General features: G+C 58.7%; 15 protein-coding genes and 1 pseudogene. 5 read left to right on the top strand and 11 right to left on the bottom strand.

Annotation, left to right across the window (positions count from 1 at the left end; genetic code table 11):
• Positions 1-174: 174 nt before the first annotated feature.
• The 9 genes from AAEZ03_RS04735 to AAEZ03_RS04695 all read right to left on the bottom strand — a co-directional run bounded on the left by AAEZ03_RS04735 (position 175) and on the right by AAEZ03_RS04695 (position 7,918).
• A complete protein-coding gene (locus AAEZ03_RS04735) occupies positions 175-753 on the bottom strand; it encodes a TerD family protein (RefSeq protein ID WP_123751805.1) in 579 nt (192 codons plus the stop codon).
• Positions 754-865: 112 nt separating this feature from the next.
• Positions 866-1,900 carry a TerC/Alx family metal homeostasis membrane protein gene (locus tag AAEZ03_RS04730; protein WP_278940828.1) on the bottom strand — a complete coding sequence of 345 codons (1,035 nt, stop codon included), beginning with the start codon at positions 1,898-1,900 and terminating at the stop codon, positions 866-868.
• A gap of 50 nt (positions 1,901-1,950) precedes the next feature.
• The gene (locus AAEZ03_RS04725; protein WP_350576555.1) at positions 1,951-3,117 is read right to left on the bottom strand and encodes a TerD family protein; all 1,167 of its coding nucleotides are present in this window, start codon (positions 3,115-3,117) and stop codon (positions 1,951-1,953) included.
• Positions 3,114-3,242 (bottom strand): TerD family protein, encoded by a 129-nt coding sequence (locus tag AAEZ03_RS04720; RefSeq protein ID WP_350576552.1) that lies wholly within the window; start codon positions 3,240-3,242, stop codon positions 3,114-3,116. Before AAEZ03_RS04720 ends, AAEZ03_RS04725 begins: the two co-directional genes overlap by 4 nt.
• Before the next feature lie 73 nt (positions 3,243-3,315).
• Positions 3,316-3,990 (bottom strand): HAD family hydrolase, encoded by a 675-nt coding sequence (locus AAEZ03_RS04715; protein WP_350576549.1) that lies wholly within the window; start codon positions 3,988-3,990, stop codon positions 3,316-3,318.
• 9 nt (positions 3,991-3,999) lie between these two features.
• On the bottom strand, positions 4,000-4,947 hold the full coding sequence (locus AAEZ03_RS04710) for an HpcH/HpaI aldolase/citrate lyase family protein (protein WP_350576546.1): 948 nt from the start codon (positions 4,945-4,947) through the stop codon (positions 4,000-4,002).
• On the bottom strand, positions 4,947-6,041 hold the full coding sequence (locus AAEZ03_RS04705) for a cysteine protease StiP domain-containing protein (RefSeq protein ID WP_350576543.1): 1,095 nt from the start codon (positions 6,039-6,041) through the stop codon (positions 4,947-4,949). Before AAEZ03_RS04705 ends, AAEZ03_RS04710 begins: the two co-directional genes overlap by 1 nt.
• Complete coding sequence (locus AAEZ03_RS04700; protein WP_350576540.1) at positions 6,034-6,792, bottom strand: trehalose phosphatase; 759 nt, start codon at positions 6,790-6,792, stop codon at positions 6,034-6,036. The genes AAEZ03_RS04705 and AAEZ03_RS04700 overlap by 8 nt, the downstream gene beginning before the upstream one ends.
• A complete protein-coding gene (locus tag AAEZ03_RS04695; RefSeq protein ID WP_350576537.1) occupies positions 6,782-7,918 on the bottom strand; it encodes a phosphoribosyltransferase domain-containing protein in 1,137 nt (378 codons plus the stop codon). The genes AAEZ03_RS04700 and AAEZ03_RS04695 overlap by 11 nt, the downstream gene beginning before the upstream one ends.
• 265 nt (positions 7,919-8,183) lie before the next feature.
• Here AAEZ03_RS04695 and AAEZ03_RS04690 point away from each other — a divergent pair, with 265 nt between their 5' ends.
• The 3 genes from AAEZ03_RS04690 to AAEZ03_RS04680 all read left to right on the top strand — a co-directional run bounded on the left by AAEZ03_RS04690 (position 8,184) and on the right by AAEZ03_RS04680 (position 11,708).
• Entirely contained in the window at positions 8,184-9,479 is a 1,296-nt protein-coding gene (locus AAEZ03_RS04690; RefSeq protein WP_350576534.1) for a carbohydrate porin, read from the top strand.
• Between the two features lie 170 nt (positions 9,480-9,649).
• Positions 9,650-11,116, top strand: a complete 1,467-nt coding sequence (locus tag AAEZ03_RS04685) for an ArnT family glycosyltransferase (RefSeq protein ID WP_350576531.1) — start codon at positions 9,650-9,652, stop codon at positions 11,114-11,116.
• 91 nt (positions 11,117-11,207) lie between these two features.
• Entirely contained in the window at positions 11,208-11,708 is a 501-nt protein-coding gene (locus tag AAEZ03_RS04680) for a hypothetical protein (protein WP_350576528.1), read from the top strand.
• Between the two features lie 91 nt (positions 11,709-11,799).
• On the opposite strand, the gene pmrG is transcribed toward AAEZ03_RS04680, so the two are convergent.
• On the bottom strand, positions 11,800-12,522 hold the full coding sequence (gene pmrG, locus AAEZ03_RS04675) for a lipopolysaccharide core heptose(II)-phosphate phosphatase PmrG (RefSeq protein ID WP_262124308.1): 723 nt from the start codon (positions 12,520-12,522) through the stop codon (positions 11,800-11,802).
• 369 nt (positions 12,523-12,891) lie between these two features.
• Between pmrG and AAEZ03_RS29245 the strand changes: the two are divergent.
• Both AAEZ03_RS29245 and AAEZ03_RS29240 read left to right on the top strand, forming a co-directional pair.
• Positions 12,892-13,959, top strand: a pseudogene (locus AAEZ03_RS29245) (methyl-accepting chemotaxis protein); the annotation flags it as partial.
• Positions 13,951-14,814 carry a methyl-accepting chemotaxis protein gene (locus tag AAEZ03_RS29240; protein WP_423814882.1) on the top strand — a complete coding sequence of 288 codons (864 nt, stop codon included), beginning with the start codon at positions 13,951-13,953 and terminating at the stop codon, positions 14,812-14,814. The pseudogene AAEZ03_RS29245 and the gene AAEZ03_RS29240, both read left to right, overlap by 9 nt.
• Before the next feature lie 36 nt (positions 14,815-14,850).
• Here AAEZ03_RS29240 and AAEZ03_RS04665 read toward each other — a convergent pair whose 3' ends face one another.
• Positions 14,851-16,296: a SulP family inorganic anion transporter gene (locus tag AAEZ03_RS04665; protein ID WP_153374793.1), complete on the bottom strand. Its 1,446-nt coding sequence runs from the start codon at positions 16,294-16,296 to the stop codon at positions 14,851-14,853.
• Positions 16,297-16,439: the final 143 nt, after the last annotated feature.

Here is a 16,439-nt window from a genome sequence, read left to right as displayed (position 1 = left end):
GCAGTTTTGTGACCGGCTACAGCGATGAAAGGAGCATGTTCTCACGCTCAACAATCAAGAGATCGCGAGGCAAGCTCGCTCCTACAGAGGGCGAAATTTTGGATGGCTGCGGGATTTAACACAAAAAAAAAGACCCTGCCCGGCATCGGGGAGGGTCTTTTTTAACGCAAGGGATTAGCCCAGGTTTACGCCGTGAGACGCGGCCAACGGGCCCAGGCCGCCAGCAAAGCCTTGGCCGATGGCTTTGAATTTCCACTCGCTGTTATGGGTGTACAGCTCACCAAAGATCATGGCTGTTTCGGTTGAGGCGTCTTCGCTCAGGTCATAGCGCGCCAGCTCTTTGTCATCCGCCTTGTTCACCACGCGAATGTACGCATTGGCGACTTGACCAAAACTTTGCTTGCGCCCAACCGCTTCGTGGATGGTCACGGCAAATACCAATTTTTTGGTGTCTGAGGCAAAGCCGGACAGCTTGACGTGCACTTGTTCGTCATCGCCCTCGCCTGCGCCCGAGCGGTTGTCGCCCTGGTGCACAACGTTGCCGTCCGGTGAGGTCTTGTTGTTGTAGAACACAAAGCTGGCGTCGTTCAGCACTTTGCCGCTCTCGCCAACAATAAACACCGAGGCGTCCAGGTCGAACTCCTGGCCGTCGGTTACCCGTGGATCCCACCCCAACCCCACCACGACTTCGGTGAGGCCCGGTGCTTCTTTGCTCAGGGATACATTGCCGCCTTTACTCAGACTTACTGCCATGTGCGTGAATCCTTATCTAAAGAACTGAATGGGAACGGCTTGAAAGACCAAGCCATCCCCCCTCGACTGCATCGTGTGCTGCGCCTCCTGGCCGTTGAACAAGGCAAAGCTGTCAGCCGTTTTTAACGTCCGATTTATCTTCTTTGCCGGGGAAAACAACGCTGGCCGCAATGCCGATGGCCAGGACCACCAACACCACCAGCAAGCTGGTGTTTGGCTCAATGCTGATGCCATGGCCAAACAGGTGGTTGGTTGCATTCAACGCCAGCTTGGCGGCGATAAAGAACAACAACGCAATAACCGATTTTTCCAGGTGCACCAGATAACGCTTGAGGGCTTCAAGCACGAAGTACATGGTCCGCAAGCCCAAAATCGCAAACATCATGGCGGAGTAAACGATCAAGGGTTCACGGCTGACGGCAATGACGGCTGGCACGGAGTCGAAGGCGAACAGAATGTCCGAGACCTCGACCACCACCACACACAAAAACAGCGGTGTGGCGAACAAGGCGCCTTTGCTGGCCAGGGTCATGCCCTTGTTTTCGGGTTTGGTGATCTCCTGCTCCAGCACGCTACGCGACACAAAAAACTGGTGGCCGTGCAGCTTTGGCCACACCGGGAACAGTTTTTTCGCAAACCGGTAGGCGACGTGTTTGGAATAGTCTTCGTCTTCGTCGTCTTCATTGCCGCGCAGCATCATGATCGCGGTCCAGGCCACAATCACCGCAAACAGCACTTCCACCCATGGGCCAAAAGCCAGAAGCCCTGTACCGATCGCCACGAAGATCAAGCGGAACACGATGGCGCCGATGATGCCCCAGTACAGAACACGGTGACGCAGCACATCGGGGATCTTGAACCAGGCAAAGATCGCCATGAACACAAACAGGTTGTCGACGCTGAGGACTTTTTCCAGGGCGTAACCGGTGACAAACAGGCTGGCCACGCTCGGACCATGGGCGTAATACAGGTAGCCCGCAAAGGCGAGTGAGATCAGCACCCAAAAAATCGACCAGCAGGCCGCGTTGGTCAGCGTGACGGGTTTATCGCTTTTGTGGGTAAACAGATCGATTGCCAGGGCAATGACCGCAAGTGCTACAAATACAGCGATGGTCGTTGGCGGAAAGCCAATTGCCGTGTTTTCCATGGTGTCCTCAAAAATCAAAATCGCCAGCTTCGGCGGTCGTTATATCGCGGTCATTTAGACCCGGCAGCCCAGCGCATGCCCCAGCCAAAGGCCGTGTCCATGTCTGAGTGGCCATTGTAGAACTCAACCTTGCGATTGACCTTGACGCTGCCGCCAATGTTTTCAAGCAAGACGACAGCGCACATACCTTTGGTACCGCCCTCTTCGCTCAAGCGCACTTCGACGGGCGGTTCGCCCGGCATGTACAAGGTGATAACGCCGTCAGTGGCCTGCCAGTTGGGCGCGCCTTTGTAAATGAACGCGTAAACCAGCACCCGGCGTACTGCGTGCCACTGGTTGCCGTTGATTCGCAGCCACTCGCCGTCACTGGCGGCCCCGGTACGGTCGTCGCCCATCAGTTGAATAAACGGCTCATCGGCATATTCGCCAAACGCATTACCCAAGGCCTGGACGGCGCCTTTGCGGCCGTTTTGCAGCTCGAACAGGCAGCCCACGTCCAGATCGATACCGCCTGACTTGCCGCGCAACGCCGCGAAAAAACCACCGCCGCCGCTGTTTTGCGGGGCCCGATTCCAGTTGAGGTTTATTTTGATCTCGCCGAAATCACCGTCTTTTTTAACGAGGCTGATCGAGGGGCGCTGCTTGTCGAGAGTGACCTTCGACAGGTTAACCTTGGCGGCCGGGGTTGCGGGCTGAGGGGATGGAACGACGGGAGCGGCAACCTCTACCCCGAAGTGTTCTGCCAATGAGGCCAGGCCACCGGCAAAGCCTTGAGCGACACAGCGGAATTTCCACACACCCTGGCGACGATAAAACTCTCCCAGGATCAATGCAGTTTCCAGCATGCCTTGCGTAGGAATTGGCGCTTCTATACCGCTGCTCACAGCCACCACCACTTGGGGAAATGCTGAGAACCGGGCTTTGTTTTGATAGATAGTTGCGGTCAACGCGATTTTGTCGATTGCGCTATCAATTGCCTGTAAATCGAGGCTGAACACCGCTCGGCCAGGGCTGGACTCAAGCAATTTGACCGCGCCATTGCTGACACTTTGCTGGCCGAAGAAACACATGTCGCTGTCGCCACGTACCTTGCCCGAGGCAGTGAGCAGAAATGCCGAAACGTCCAGCTCCGCGCCCGACACCGGGCTGTAACTGACGGTCACGTTCAAGGTTTGGGTGTTAACGCCTGTGTTGGCGCCTGGCGTCAGGAGGGTCATAACCCCACCGCCTGAAGCGCGTTGCTGATCAGGTCAGATCCCGGCCCCATATCTGTTTTTTCAAGCCCCGCCCCGGCCTCCATTTCCAGGGATATCGCTTGGTTCTTTGACAACGAAATAGCCATGTAGCGTTTCCTTTCCTTGTCTGAACTCAGGGACGGGGGCCGACAGTCACTGCTGAGTCTTGATCTGTTCTGCTTAGAGCTCCTCTCGCAGACACACATCCAATGGCCGCTTGCGACGCCACAGCGCATGAAACTCGCGCCAATGTGGCTCCTGGGCTGCCCCCAGCATTTGCTCGTCGCCCCGGGTGTCTCCCCAGGCACGTAAGGTGTATTGATCCAAAGGCCCGTACTGGGCCTCCAGCCGAATGACTTTTTGCTCGCATCGGCAGTTGGTGCCGTCGATCTCTCCGGTCAGCACGCCATCAACCGACTGCAGCCGGGTGCCAATGAGCGCGATACCGAGCTTTTTGGCAAAAGGCTTGAGCACCAGCTCAGGCGACGCCGAACAGATAGTCACAATGGCCTTCTGTTCAAGCTCGGAGGCGACCGATACTAAGCCCAAAGGTCGCATCAATTGCTGCCAGGAAGCGTCACAAAATGCTTCGGCACGCTCGGCCACCCATGCTTCCTTGGCTCCGGTGAGATAGACCGTGATGAGTTTTTCTTTCAAATCATTTCGGCTGATCCGGCCCAGCAAATAAGCAGTGGTCGCCGGGATCATTCGCAAGAGCCGCATCGCGAACAAGCGGTTGCCAAACGCGAAGCGTAAAAAGGGCACAAAGCTGTCGTGATAGGTCAACGTGCCATCAAAATCGAAAGCTGACAGGATCTGTTTGCCCTTCTCAGGTGTATTTAAAACTTCATTCAACCGACTACTTCAGCCCATCGCAGGCTGCCTCCAAAAAGGGTCTATCGAGCGGGTCATTTCGGGGCGAACCCCTTGCCAATGCGCTCGTTCAATAATCATTTGCGCCCATTTGCCATGGGTCGCGGGTTCACACATCGTATCGTTGAACTTGAACACCGCAGGCGCCGTATCACTTCGTATTTGGCATGCGCTGTGGAAATCTTCAAGGCTGACTTGCAGCGCCCTGTGGATAACTGCAATTTGCCCCGGATGGATTGCGGTTTTACCGACAAGCCCATGGGCGATATCCAGCGCCAATTCCTGCTCCAGCAACTGCGGCGCATTGAGCTGTTCAAACACCGGCGCCGTCAGCGCAAACCCCGCAGAGCCCATGATCCCGCATAACATCGGGATAACGTAACCCATCGGTGTGCTGTAAAGCGTCATCGTCGGTGAACGACGCAGCCCCAGAGAGCCCATCAGATCATTACCGCCTATGCGCAGGGCAATGATACGCCCCGGCAAGTGTTCGAGCAGGGCACTGCGCAATTCAACCATGGCACCAGGGTCAAAGACCTCAGGCGTTTCAAGGGTTGGCATCAGCATCAGGTCGTCGCAGGCCACGGCCTGCTGCCACTCACGCAGGTTGCTAAGGCACAGTTTAGGCACAACAAATCCATCGACGTGGCGCATTAACGGCCATTCATTGAGCAGCGCCGCCATGTGGCTGTCACGCGGCCGGATAAACAGGATCGGCCCGCCGAACGGTCGACCGCCCCGTGCCTCGATAGCCTCCAGCAGGTGTTTGAGATTGTTCAGTGCCTGTTGCACATCGGTGGCGGCCACGGCGTCTTCGAGGCACAGCACCAGCGAACGCAAACCCTGGATTTTTTCACCAGACACCACGTCCAGGATGTCCGGCCGGGTGGCCGGCATGTACAACGTGGCCCCCAAGGCATAGGGCGAATGCTTGATCATCAGCGCACGCTCCTGATGACGGTGAGGGCGCGATACGGCCCCAACTCGTCACCGACTTCGCGGACCTCGATGTTGGCCTGACGGCTCAGGTGCATCAGCAGTTGCACGTCCGGATCGTCACGCCGGCGCACCAGCACCTGCTCGGGCATGCGGCGCATGACGGCACGGGTGGCCTCGGCAATACCGGGCTTGATCCGGTTGCTGTTGAACACCGAAAAGCGCGTTGAGATACCGTCCAGCACACTTTGCGCGCGGCGTTGCAACGCCCAACTCTGTGCCAGCGTCCAGGGTTGAGCACTGGCGGGCGCGGTTAACCGGGCACGTTCGGTTTCGATGCTGTGGACAAAACTCATGGTCACGTCATGCCCGGCCAAATGGGGGTACATCACACAGCCGTGCAGGCCGGGTTTTGGCGCCCAGATTGAGCGTGACACCAGACCGGACACAGTGGCCCCCAGAATTCCCGAAGGGATCAGCCAGTCTTCGGCAGACGCTGCCAGCCAGGCACGCCCACACGGATCCGCCAACACCACCAACCGTGGCCGGGGTGCAAAGCGCGAATCGGCAGCCAGGCTCTCACGCAGTTGTTCGCTGATCGCTCCTTTGCCCGTCCAGCCATCGACGAAGACGATGTTTTCGGCACCGTGAGCCTTGATGACCGCTTCGAGGGCCACGCTGTCGATACCTCGATCGCGGATAATGCTGACCCCGTAATGCCGGACATCACGACCGGCTTCAAGCAATGCCCGGCGTAGCAATACGCCCAGCGGTACCCCGGCGCGCACAAATGACACCAGCGCAAGGGTGCTGCCGGTGCAACGTTCGTTCAAGGCGTTGGCCAGGGCCTGAACATCCATGGCCATACGCGCCGCATTGTGCGCCAGCGCCCGTCGATAAAGGTTTTGATGGGGCTGGGAGGGCGCATGCTCCTGGCTGATCATTTCGGAGTAGTGGCGCTGCCGGGTCTGGATCAGGTGCTCTTTTTCCTGCACATCGGTGGCTTTAATGTCCATCGCACGCAGTAAAAAGTGCACATCATCACGACCGTAACTGCCGCTGCCAACGGTATTCAAACCCGCATAAACATTACGCATGGTCCACGCTCGCACACACATGGCTGGCCAACTGGCCGCGTTTTGGGGTGCCCCACCAGTCGCACTCGGCCATAAAGCCCAGGTCTGACAGGCTGTCGCCGAAGCCGAGCAATGGCCGTTTGCCGTTGAGTGCCTGATCGCGGCGAATCCACTCGCGCACCGCTTCACGCTTTTGCAGCGCCAACGGCAGGAAGGCCAGATTATTCCCATTACCCTGTACGTTGAGGCCGTTTAGCAACCCCCGCGCCTTGGCCTCTGCACACACGACCAGCAGCGCCTGATCGGTTTCATGGCTGTGTTTGGTCACCACGTAAGTGGCCAGGCCTTGCTCGTCCACCACCCAACTGCGTAGCGAGAAGCCCAACTCTGCGCCAATCCCCCGGGTTTGCTCGCTCAGGCGGTGCAAACGCGCCTGCTCCGGCGCCAGTTCGTGGCACATGCGCGCATGCCAGTCGCCATCGGGCACACCCTGTGCGCTGAGGATGACGCCACCGTGGGCACAGATGGCCCCGTGCGCGAATGGAAGCTGCACCCGCTGATACGCCTCAACGCTGCGCGCAGTCACGGGAACCACGTCGGAGGTGGCCAGCAACCACTCGACAAAGCCCTGCTGGGTCGCATTCATAAAGCCATTGGGCTGGCCAAAAGCATCGAGCGTGGCGGTGCAGCGCGGCCCTTCGGCCATTTTGCGGGCGGTTTGAAACAACGTGTCGTCGAGGTCAACGAACACAAGCGGGCGATTAGTGGCCATAAACAATCACCTGTGCATTCAATGCCCGCAGCAATGCCGGATCCAGCGCAGCCGCCGGGGTTTCGCTGCAAATCAGTACACGGTCAAACTGGCCGGGGGCGACGTTGTATAAAAAGTTGGGAATGCCCAGACCATAGTTGTCGCTGAACGACAGCGCATGGTCGATGGCGTGCCCCAAGGCGATGGGTGAACGGCTGGTGGCGCTGAAATGCACATCAGCGCCCGAACGCTCCAGCCGCTCAGCGAGCAAAAAAGGCGGCCAGACAAACTCACTGGTGCCTATCACCACAACCCGCTCGCCGGGGGCGACGTGCAGATCAGGGGCCAGCGTGTCGCGGTGTTCGCACACGCCCATGCGCCCCCAGTCTCGATCAGGCTCAAGTGGCCAATGACCTTGGCCCACTGTGCCGACGCTGGGCATTTCTGGCAGCTCGGCGTGTGCATCTTCGGCAAACGTGTAGCGCCCGGCGAGCAGTGAAACGCTGCTGGCGTGACTGCCCTTGACCTTGCGCAACGCACCCTGGGACCAGTCGGTCAGGGTTGCGCTAACGATGCGTTCAATCGACTCAAGCCCGGCGTCAGCCAGGGCGTTACACACATTGATAAAGGTGGTGCCGGTAGACGCCTCGTCATCCACCAGCACCAGTGAACGGGCCGTCAGCATGAGGGCACGGACCTGCGCACTCTGCGGCAGGTGCAGTAAATGCGAAGTGGCGTGGCTGTGTTCTTCTTCAAAACGGGCAAACACCGTGCTGCCCGTCGGGTGCCGGGTGCTGCACAGATAAACACTGTCGTTACGCGTGCGGGCCAAGGCGCGGTGTACGCCAGCGCCGAGGCCGACGGCCGTTTCGGCCATGCCGATGACCAGCACCGGGCCGGGCAAGTCCGCGGGGATTTGCGCGGCCAGCGCATCGAAACACTCGGCCATCCGCGACGGTCGGGCAGGAATGTGCCGCCCCAACACACACGAGACAAACAAAAAGGCGCGCTTGGGGTTACGCCGTTCAGCGAAACGGAAAAGGGCCTGTGGCTCAAAAGTCGATGCGTTGACCTCAACCTCCAGGCGACCGCGCTTAAGGTTTGCGGACAAAGCCTTGGTGCCGATCATGGGTTTAGCGCTGCTCATCAGAGTCTATTACCTGGGAATACGTCGAAAGAGCGCGGACGATTCGCCAGTGACCCGGCTAAAACAAGCTGAAAATCGTTACCTAACATGCCGGTATATGCGCCGAAACCTCGCTAAAACTGCGCGTTTTCATCTTCACAGCGAACTGCACCCTCTCGTCGCGGCAATATGACGAAATATTAATTTTATGAACTAACTAGTTCATACTGTGCGACATCGTGTCGCCCCCTGCTTTGCGACACTGCTTTTGAAGGAGCACTTTTAGATGTTTTTTTCTTCCCGCGCCTTGCTGACTTCCGGCCTGTGCAGCGGCTTGTCACTCTTGGCCCTCGCCCCCGCTTGTGCGCTTGCAGACACTTCTGACGACCTGATGAATCGCTCAACGCTGACCGGCGATTGGGGCGGCGAACGCCAAAAGCTGATCGACAAAGGCATTAAGCTGACCGGCGACTACAACTCCGAAACGTTTTCCAACCTGCATGGCGGGATCAAGCACGGCACGCGCTATTCGCAGCAAGTGCGCATCGGCGCCCAGTTCGACCTGAGCAAGCTGCTCGATACCCCGGACGCGGGCCTGGTGCAGATCACCGTCAACGACCGTCGCGGCCATAGCGCCTCCGAAGACTTGGTGGGCAACCGCTTGCCAGTGCAAGAGAACTACGGCGGCCAGTACACGCGGCTGTCTGAATTCAGCTACCAGCGCACGCTGTTCAGCCCGGCGCTGACCACCAAACTCGGCTTCCTGGCGATGGGCAACGACTTTGGCGGAATGCCGCTGCTGACCAGCTTTGTAAACGCCGGTTTCTGCGCCCACCCGTTGACCATGTCCAACGGCAGCGGCTGGAGCAACTACCCGACACCTCATTGGGGCGCTGAATTGCGCTACACCGTGAGCCCGTCGCTGACCTTGCAAACCGCGGTGTTCCAGGTTAATCCGGAGTACAACAGCCGCTCCTCCGAAGCGTTCACCATGACCACCCGTGGCACCACCGGTGCCATCCTGCCGCTGGAAGCGATCTACAACCACAACGCCTGGCTGAGCGGCCAATACAAAGCGGGCTGGTACTACGACACCTCCAACACCACGAAAATTGGCAGCACGCACAAAGCCAACAACCGCACCGGCGCTTACGTACTGGTCGACCAGGCGATCTGGCGTGATGAGCAAGACCCCGAAAGCGTCTTGCGCGCCTTTGGCCAGGCCGCCACCAGCAATGCCGCGACCTCGGCCATGCGCCGTTGGTACGCAGTAGGCCTGGTGAAACAAAAGCCGTTTGCCAGCCGCCCGCAAGACAGCATCGCCTTCGCTTACGGGCGTGCGGTATTCAACTCACGCTCGCGTGACGTGCAAGAAGCTGCGGCTGCCAACCCTGAGCAAGCCAACATGATCGCCAACCTCGACAGCGGCGAGCAGTTGCTGGAACTCAACTACGGCGCGCAAGTAACGCCATGGTTGCTGCTGCGTCCGGATGTGCAATACATCATCGAACCGGGGGCGTTCTACGGCAAAAGCCGGGGCAATGCGCTGGTCGCAGGCCTGCAGGTCAAGGCAACGTTCTGAGTGTGATCCTGACCCGGTCATCGCCGGGTCAGGAACAACGTTGATGCCTGCAAACATTGCGGTGCCTTCACGGGGCAAAAAGTCCTGAATCGTCCATTTTTCACATTTTGTTAAACTTTCCCCTCCTATACTCCAGCGCATTATTCACTGAAATATAGCCTGGTAACCCAATGCGTCTGACTCGTCCCGCTCTGCTGTTACTGCTGCTCGGTTGTGTGTTGATGTTTTTTGCCTTGGGTAACCACCATCTGCAAGGTTCCACCGAATCCCGGGTCGCCGGGATTGCCATGCAAATGCACTTGAGTCAGGACTGGGTCACCCCGTCCCTGCTGAATGAACCCTTCCTTGAAAAACCTCCCCTGAGCCTGTGGCTCGATGCGACGGCGATCCAGCTGTCTGGCGGCCAGCTGTTTGCCGTGCGCTTGGCGTCCGCCATCGCCGGGCTGTGCAGCATCATGTTGCTGTTCACCATGCTGCGCCGCTTCGGTCGGCCGACAGCCATGGCCTGGACGGCTGCCGCAATGCTGGCCACCATGGGCAGCTTTTGGGCGAATGCGCGCCAGGTCGGTGAAGATTCGCTGCTGACCTTGGGCGTCAGCATGGCGCTGCTGGCGTTTTACCAGGCCAGCCGCCAGCCGCGCTTTGCGGCCGGTAGCTGGTTACTGTTTGCCGCCGGGATTGCCATTGCCACCTTGAGCAAAGGCGTGTTCGGCCTGGCCTTGCCGGGGGTGGTGATTTTTACCTATCTGCTGTGTGACAGCCTGATCAACAAACGCTTTGCCGTGAATGACTGGCTGCGTCCGGCCCTGATGACCCTGGTGGGTTTGATCCCGCTGCTGATCTGGCTGTGTGTGCTGTATCAACGCGGCGGGCTGCAAGCGGTCAGCGAAGTGGTATTGACCAACAGCATTGGCCGTTTCAGCGGTTCCTTTGTCGAGGCCGGGCACTACGAACCCTTCTACTATTACCTGCGCAAACTGCCCGAGAGCTTCCTGCCGTGGAACCTGCTGACGTTCCTGGGGCTGTGGCATTTTCGCAAGCAATTGCGCAGCAACCCTTACCTGCTGTTTTTCTGCGTGTGGCTGCTGGCGCAATACCTGATGCTCAACATCGCCTCAAGCAAACGCGCGGTGTACTTGATGTCGCTGACCCCGGCGGCCGCCGTGATCGCTGCCGAGTACGCCGGGGTGGTGCTGCAATGGCTGCGCAAGAAAAGCCAGGATTCGGCCATCGCCAAGTTTTTGAGTGACTACCACCGTTCGCTGGCCATCGCGCTGCTGGCCGGGGTTGTCACCACCTACCTGATCGCTGCGACTGTATGGGCGCCGCGCGCCGATCGCAGCGAATCCTTCCAGCCCGTGGCCGCGCAGGTCATCAGCCTGCAAGCCAGCGGCAAACACATCGCCCTGCTGCAACCGGACGAGCGTCTGGGGGCCGTGGTGTTTTATAGCCAGCAACTGCCGCACACGTTGAACTCAGCCGCCGAGTTGCAGGCGTTTTTGGCTGAGTCGCCCGACAATATCGCGGTTATCGACAAAACCGAGGTGCCGGGTGTGGCGCTGAAGGTGCTGGACACGGTCAGCGTTGGTCGTCATCACTTTTACTTCGTGACGCTGGCACCCGCTTCAGAAGATTGATCCGCGGCAATAGAACGACACTTGGCGTGGCCGATTACGGCACATTGGCTACGCTCCCTGTGCTGGACGTTACCCAGTCAAGGAGCTAGCCATGACCATCAGCATTACCAGCCAGAGCCTGAGCGACAATAACGCTCAGTTGGCCTACAAGACGGCGACGGCGTACCTGCGCCAATCCGGCCTCGCCCGTTATCTGATTGACCAGCTTGAGCACCAACATGTAAAGCTGAGCATCGAGGTCAGCATCGACCCGACATTGGCCGACAAAGACGTCTCAAACAACGGCGCGCTGGTCTGGAACCTGCGCAGCAGCGTGTGGCCAAACCCGCAGGTGACAGAGGTCACCGCCCTGCTCAACCGTAGCCCGGTGCAACAGAAGGCGTACCTCACCAGCCAGTGGGTGCTGATGCACTTGCTCGCGCTCGCGTGTCAGCAGTTGAACGACCAACTCGACTTTCGCGATGCGGATGCCCCATGGCCGTGGCTTGATGAAAAAGAGCTCAGCGCCGACGACATCGAAAAAGCCGTGGCCCAGGAACTCAGGGACGTGCCGTTGCCGGTCGAAGACAATTGGAATCGTGTATTGCCTTGATGGTACCCAAATTGTAGGAGCGAGCTTGCCTCGCGAGCTTTTAAAAGATCAAAAGATCGCGAGGCAAGCTCGCTCCTACACGTTTGAGGTGTTAAAACCGCGAGGCTTCGAGGCTATGGCCAGCTGGCAGGGTGCCTGGCGGTACGATGCTGTTCCAGTCTTTGGTTTCAACATAACCGAGCATTTGCGGCTGTGCGCTGGCGCCCTCTACGTTGATAAACAACGAAGCGCCATAGCTGAAGGTGGTTTCTGTGGGCACATGCATCTGGCTCTCAAGCTCGTCCATGCATTCGCTATGGGTGACCAGCACCAGATTGCGACCCGGGACTTTGTGCTTGAGCACGTCGCTGAGCATTTTGCCCCTGCAGTTGAACACCCAGTCTTGAGCCTCAACCGGGCGAGTAAACATCGCGTCAGCCGTCTGCCGTGAGCGGGTCAGCAAGCTGCTGTAGATATCGGCATGGGCCAGCCCCATCTGAAGGAACTCATTGCCCAGCGCTTGAGCAACGGATTCGCCGTGCACAGTGATGCCATCTTCAGGCCCCAGGCAAAGGGTCGAGGAACGGTCGCAACGTTCGCCATGACGAACCAGCGCAATGACATCGCCTTTAGCCCAGCTTTGTTTCAGAGCTACCACACGGCTGGCATTGCCGGGCAGCGCCAGGTTGGGCGCAGGTGCAGGCGCCAGCAATTGAAGGGTAATAAATACGGTCAAAACCGTCGCTACGACGACCACCAGTGCATTTCGATAACGCGCGAACGCTTTGCGCAGTAATGCGCGCTTAGCACCCGCTAAACGAAGACTCAAAATCACGTAGAACGCCCCTATGGCAGTCAGTGAACAACAGTCGCTGCCACCCTATAACGCGAATATGACAATGGATGGGTGAACAATCCCGCTGGTACGAAAAACAGTCTTGCATAGCAAGGCTTTTCCCAAACTGAACATAGTTTAAAAACTCGGGTGTAGGAGACAGGTGAAGCAAATGTGAAAAAAGTCTTTAAACACACCTTTGACTACGGTTTTGGAGAACCTTTTTAACCACTGATCATTGCGCATCAAAAAACGTTTCAGCTCTGCTCAACGCCGCCGATACAGCTCAACACACGTATTTGCTGGGCCAGAAAAACAAAACCCCTCCAGCGATAACAGATCCTGCGCGCACCGTTCCTGGAGATTGAAATGAACAGTTGGCTGAGCAACATCAGCGTCAACATGAAACTGGCCTTGGGCTTCGGCCTGGTTTTGGCCCTCACCTGCCTGATGGCAATCAGCAATTGGTTCAGCCTGGGGACATTGATTGACCGCAGTAACTGGATGACCGATATCACGCAACTCAACAGCGCGCTGACCAACCTGCGGGTCGCACGTTTGCAGTACATGCTGACCAATGGCGACGAGACCGCTGCACAGAACGTGCAGACCAACCTGGAAGCCTTTGAGGCGCAGCAAAAACAACTGCTGAGCACGTTCAAGAGCCCCGAAAACCTCAAGTTGCTGAACGAGCAACACGATCTCATCACCCGCTACCAAAGCGCCCTGGTGGCGATGCGCAAGGCTTACGTTGAGTCTGCGGTGTCGCGTGAGCGCATGGATCGCAGCGCCAAAGCGACGCTGGCCGACATCGCCACGCTGGACGCACGCACTTTGCAACGCCCGGCGGGCGAAGAGGGCCGTTTTGAGCAGTACCAGGCGGTCACCAAAGTGCGTGAACAGTTCCTTATGGCCCGCGATCTGGGCCGCGCCTACATTGCCTCGCCCACGCCTGCGACCGAACAGGCTGCGCGCAACCAACTGGCCGCTGCGACGGCCAGCCTTGCGGGGTTGAACACTTTTTTCAGCGCCAGCGCCGCTGACACCTTGCGTGCGTTAAGAGATGCGATGGCTGAGTACACCCAAGCGCTGCAGGTGTACACCGACACGGACAACAGCATTATCGACCGCCGCAAAGACATGACGGACTACGGCAATGGCATCGTTAGCCGCAGCACCGAGCTGTACAACATTCAGTTGGAACGCCGTGACACCGACAGCGCCAGTGCCAACCGCCTGCAATTGATCAGCACCTTGTTGGTCTTGCTGCTGGGCGTGCTGGCAGCGGTCGTGATTACCCGCCAGATCACCCGCCCGCTGCGTGAAACGCTGGAGGTTGTTGAGCGCATTGCCAGCGGCGACCTGAGCCACAACCTGCAAGTGACTCGCCGCGATGACCTGGGCATCCTGCAACAAGGTATTGCGCGCATGGGCACGACCCTGCGTGATTTGATCAGCGGGATCCGCGACGGCGTCACGCAAATCGCCAGCGCAGCTGAGGAGTTGTCTGCGGTCACCGAGCAGACCAGCGCCGGGGTCAACAGCCAGAAGGTCGAAACCGATCAAGTGGCCACCGCCATGCATGAAATGACCGCGACCGTGCAAGAAGTCGCACGTAATGCCGAGCAAGCGTCCCACGCTGCAGCGGCCGCCGACGACGAAGCACGCGCCGGTGACAACGTGGTCAATCAGGCCATTGGCCAGATCGAACGCCTGGCCGTTGAAGTCGGCCGTTCGACCCAGGCCATGGCCGTGTTGCAAACAGAAAGCGACAAGATCGGCAGCGTCATGGACGTGATCAAAGCCGTGGCCGACCAGACCAATCTGCTGGCGCTTAACGCGGCGATCGAGGCCGCACGCGCCGGGGATGCAGGACGTGGCTTTGCGGTGGTGGCCGATGAGGTGCGGGCCTTGGCGCAGCGCACGCAAAACTCCACCGAAGAAATTCAAACGCTGGTCGCAGCGCTGCAAAGTGGCACCCAGCAAGTGGCCGAGGTCATGAACAACAGCCGCACCTTGACCGACAGCAGCGTGAACCTGACCCGTCAGGCCGGCACTTCGTTGCAGGGTATTACCCGCACCGTGTCGAATATTCAATCGATGAACCAGCAAATTGCCGCAGCGGCCGAGCAGCAAAGTGCCGTGGCAGAAGAGATCAGCCGCAGCATCCTCAACGTACGTGACGTGTCAGAACAAACCGCGGCGGCCAGTGATGAAACCGCCAAGTCCAGCGTTGAACTGGCGCGGCTGGGGACACAACTGCAAGCAATGGTCAGCCACTTTAAGGTGTAACCGACCTTTAGAAACCCTCTCCCACGGGAGAGGGTGTTAAACGTGAGGGACGCGGGCGCGCTTGAGTAGTTTTTTGCAGCGCTCCGACACATGCACAACGCGCAAATGCTTGCCCGCTTTGCGGTAGCGCTCGCGCAACGTGTCCAGCGCGGCAATCGCCGAGTAATCAACAAAGCTCAACTGGCTGCAATCCAGAGTCACGCTGGCGGGGTCATCGGCCGGGTCAAACAGCTTGAGAAACGCCGTGGTCGAGGCGAAAAACAAGGTGCCGTGAACCCGGTACAGTTTGCTCTCGTCGCTTTGCACCGATGTTTCGGCATACAGCTGCCGCGACTGTTGCCAGGCAAAGTTGAGCGCCGCGATGATAACCCCGCACATCACCGCAACCGCCAGGTCGGTAAACACGGTGATGACCGTGACCGCGATAATCACCAGCACATCGTTCAACGGGACTTTGTTCAGCACCCGCAAAGAGGCCCAGGCGAAGGTCTGTTGCGACACCACGAACATCACCCCGACCAGCGCTGCCAGCGGAATTCGCTCAATAAACGGCGACAAAAACAGCACGAACAGCAAGATCATCACCCCGGCCGTCACCCCGGACAACCGCCCTCGCCCGCCCGAGCTGAGGTTGACCACAGTTTGCCCGATCATCGCGCAGCCGCCCATGCCGCCGAAGGCCCCCGACACCATGTTCGCCGCCCCGAGCGCCACGCACTCGCGGTCCGGGTAACCCCGGGACTCGGTGATTTCGTCGGTCAAATTCAAGGTCAGCAGGGTTTCCAGCAGCCCCACCACCGCCATCACGATCGCGTAAGGCGCAATGATGCGCAGGGTGTCGAGGTTCCACGGGATGTCCGGCAAGGCAAACGTCGGCAAGCTCCCGGCGATGTGCGCCATGTCTCCGAGGGTGCGGGTCGGCAGGCCCAGCAAGTACACCGCCAGCCCCACGCTCAAGATCGCAACCAGCGCCGGCGGCGCGGCGCGGGTCAGGCGCGGCAACAAATAGACAATGGCCATGGTCAGCGCCACCAAGCCGATCATCACGTACAGCGGCATGCCGCTGAGCCAGGTGTCGCCGTCCTTGAAGTGGTCGAGTTGCGCCATGGCGATGACAATCGCCAGCCCGTTCACAAACCCGAGCATCACCGGGTGCGGCACCATGCGCACCAGCTTGCCGAGCTTGAGCAACCCGAACGCCAGCATGATCAGCCCGCTCAGCAGCACGGTCGCTAACAGATACTGCACACCGTGTTGCACCACCAGCGCCACGATCACCACCGCCATTGAGCCTGCGGCACCGGACACCATGCCCGGTCGACCACCGAACAGCGCGGTAATGGTGCAAATAATGAACGCGCCATACAGGCCCATCAGCGGGTTGAGATGAGCCACCAAGGCGAAGGCTATGCACTCGGGCAGCAGGGCAAATGACGTCGTGAGCCCGGCCAGGACATCAGCGCGCAGACGTGAGAATTTCATGGGTTACCTAAAAGACGGGAAATGCGAAGGGAGAAAACGAGAAACGGATGGTAACAAATTGCGCAGAAAGTGAGAAAACTGTAGGAGCGAGCTTGCCTCGCGATCTTTTAGAAAGATCAAAAGATCGCGAGGCAAGCTCGCTC

The organism is Pseudomonas sp. HY2-MNA-CIBAN-0224, assembly GCF_040310285.1.
GTDB classification, from domain to species: Bacteria; Pseudomonadota; Gammaproteobacteria; order Pseudomonadales; family Pseudomonadaceae; genus Aquipseudomonas; species Aquipseudomonas helleri.
This window is presented reverse-complemented; position numbering and strand designations above follow the sequence as displayed.

Excerpts from the sequence above, each read along its gene's own strand:
- AAEZ03_RS04695 (WP_350576537.1), bottom strand. The coding sequence starts at position 7,918 with ATGAGCAGCGCTAAACCCATGATCGGCACCAAGGCTTTGTCCGCAAAC.
- AAEZ03_RS04725 (WP_350576555.1), bottom strand. The coding sequence starts at position 3,117 with ATGACCCTCCTGACGCCAGGCGCCAACACAGGCGTTAACACCCAAACC.
- AAEZ03_RS04680 (WP_350576528.1), top strand. The coding sequence starts at position 11,208 with ATGACCATCAGCATTACCAGCCAGAGCCTGAGCGACAATAACGCTCAG.
- AAEZ03_RS04710 (WP_350576546.1), bottom strand. The coding sequence starts at position 4,947 with ATGATCAAGCATTCGCCCTATGCCTTGGGGGCCACGTTGTACATGCCG.
- AAEZ03_RS04730 (WP_278940828.1), bottom strand. The coding sequence starts at position 1,900 with ATGGAAAACACGGCAATTGGCTTTCCGCCAACGACCATCGCTGTATTT.
- AAEZ03_RS04685 (WP_350576531.1), top strand. The coding sequence starts at position 9,650 with ATGCGTCTGACTCGTCCCGCTCTGCTGTTACTGCTGCTCGGTTGTGTG.
- AAEZ03_RS04700 (WP_350576540.1), bottom strand. The coding sequence starts at position 6,792 with ATGGCCACTAATCGCCCGCTTGTGTTCGTTGACCTCGACGACACGTTG.
- AAEZ03_RS04665 (WP_153374793.1), bottom strand. The coding sequence starts at position 16,296 with ATGAAATTCTCACGTCTGCGCGCTGATGTCCTGGCCGGGCTCACGACG.
- AAEZ03_RS04720 (WP_350576552.1), bottom strand. The coding sequence starts at position 3,242 with ATGGCTATTTCGTTGTCAAAGAACCAAGCGATATCCCTGGAAATGGAG.
- AAEZ03_RS04735 (WP_123751805.1), bottom strand. The coding sequence starts at position 753 with ATGGCAGTAAGTCTGAGTAAAGGCGGCAATGTATCCCTGAGCAAAGAA.
- AAEZ03_RS04690 (WP_350576534.1), top strand. The coding sequence starts at position 8,184 with ATGTTTTTTTCTTCCCGCGCCTTGCTGACTTCCGGCCTGTGCAGCGGC.
- AAEZ03_RS04705 (WP_350576543.1), bottom strand. The coding sequence starts at position 6,041 with ATGCGTAATGTTTATGCGGGTTTGAATACCGTTGGCAGCGGCAGTTAC.
- AAEZ03_RS29240 (WP_423814882.1), top strand. The coding sequence starts at position 13,951 with ATGGGCACGACCCTGCGTGATTTGATCAGCGGGATCCGCGACGGCGTC.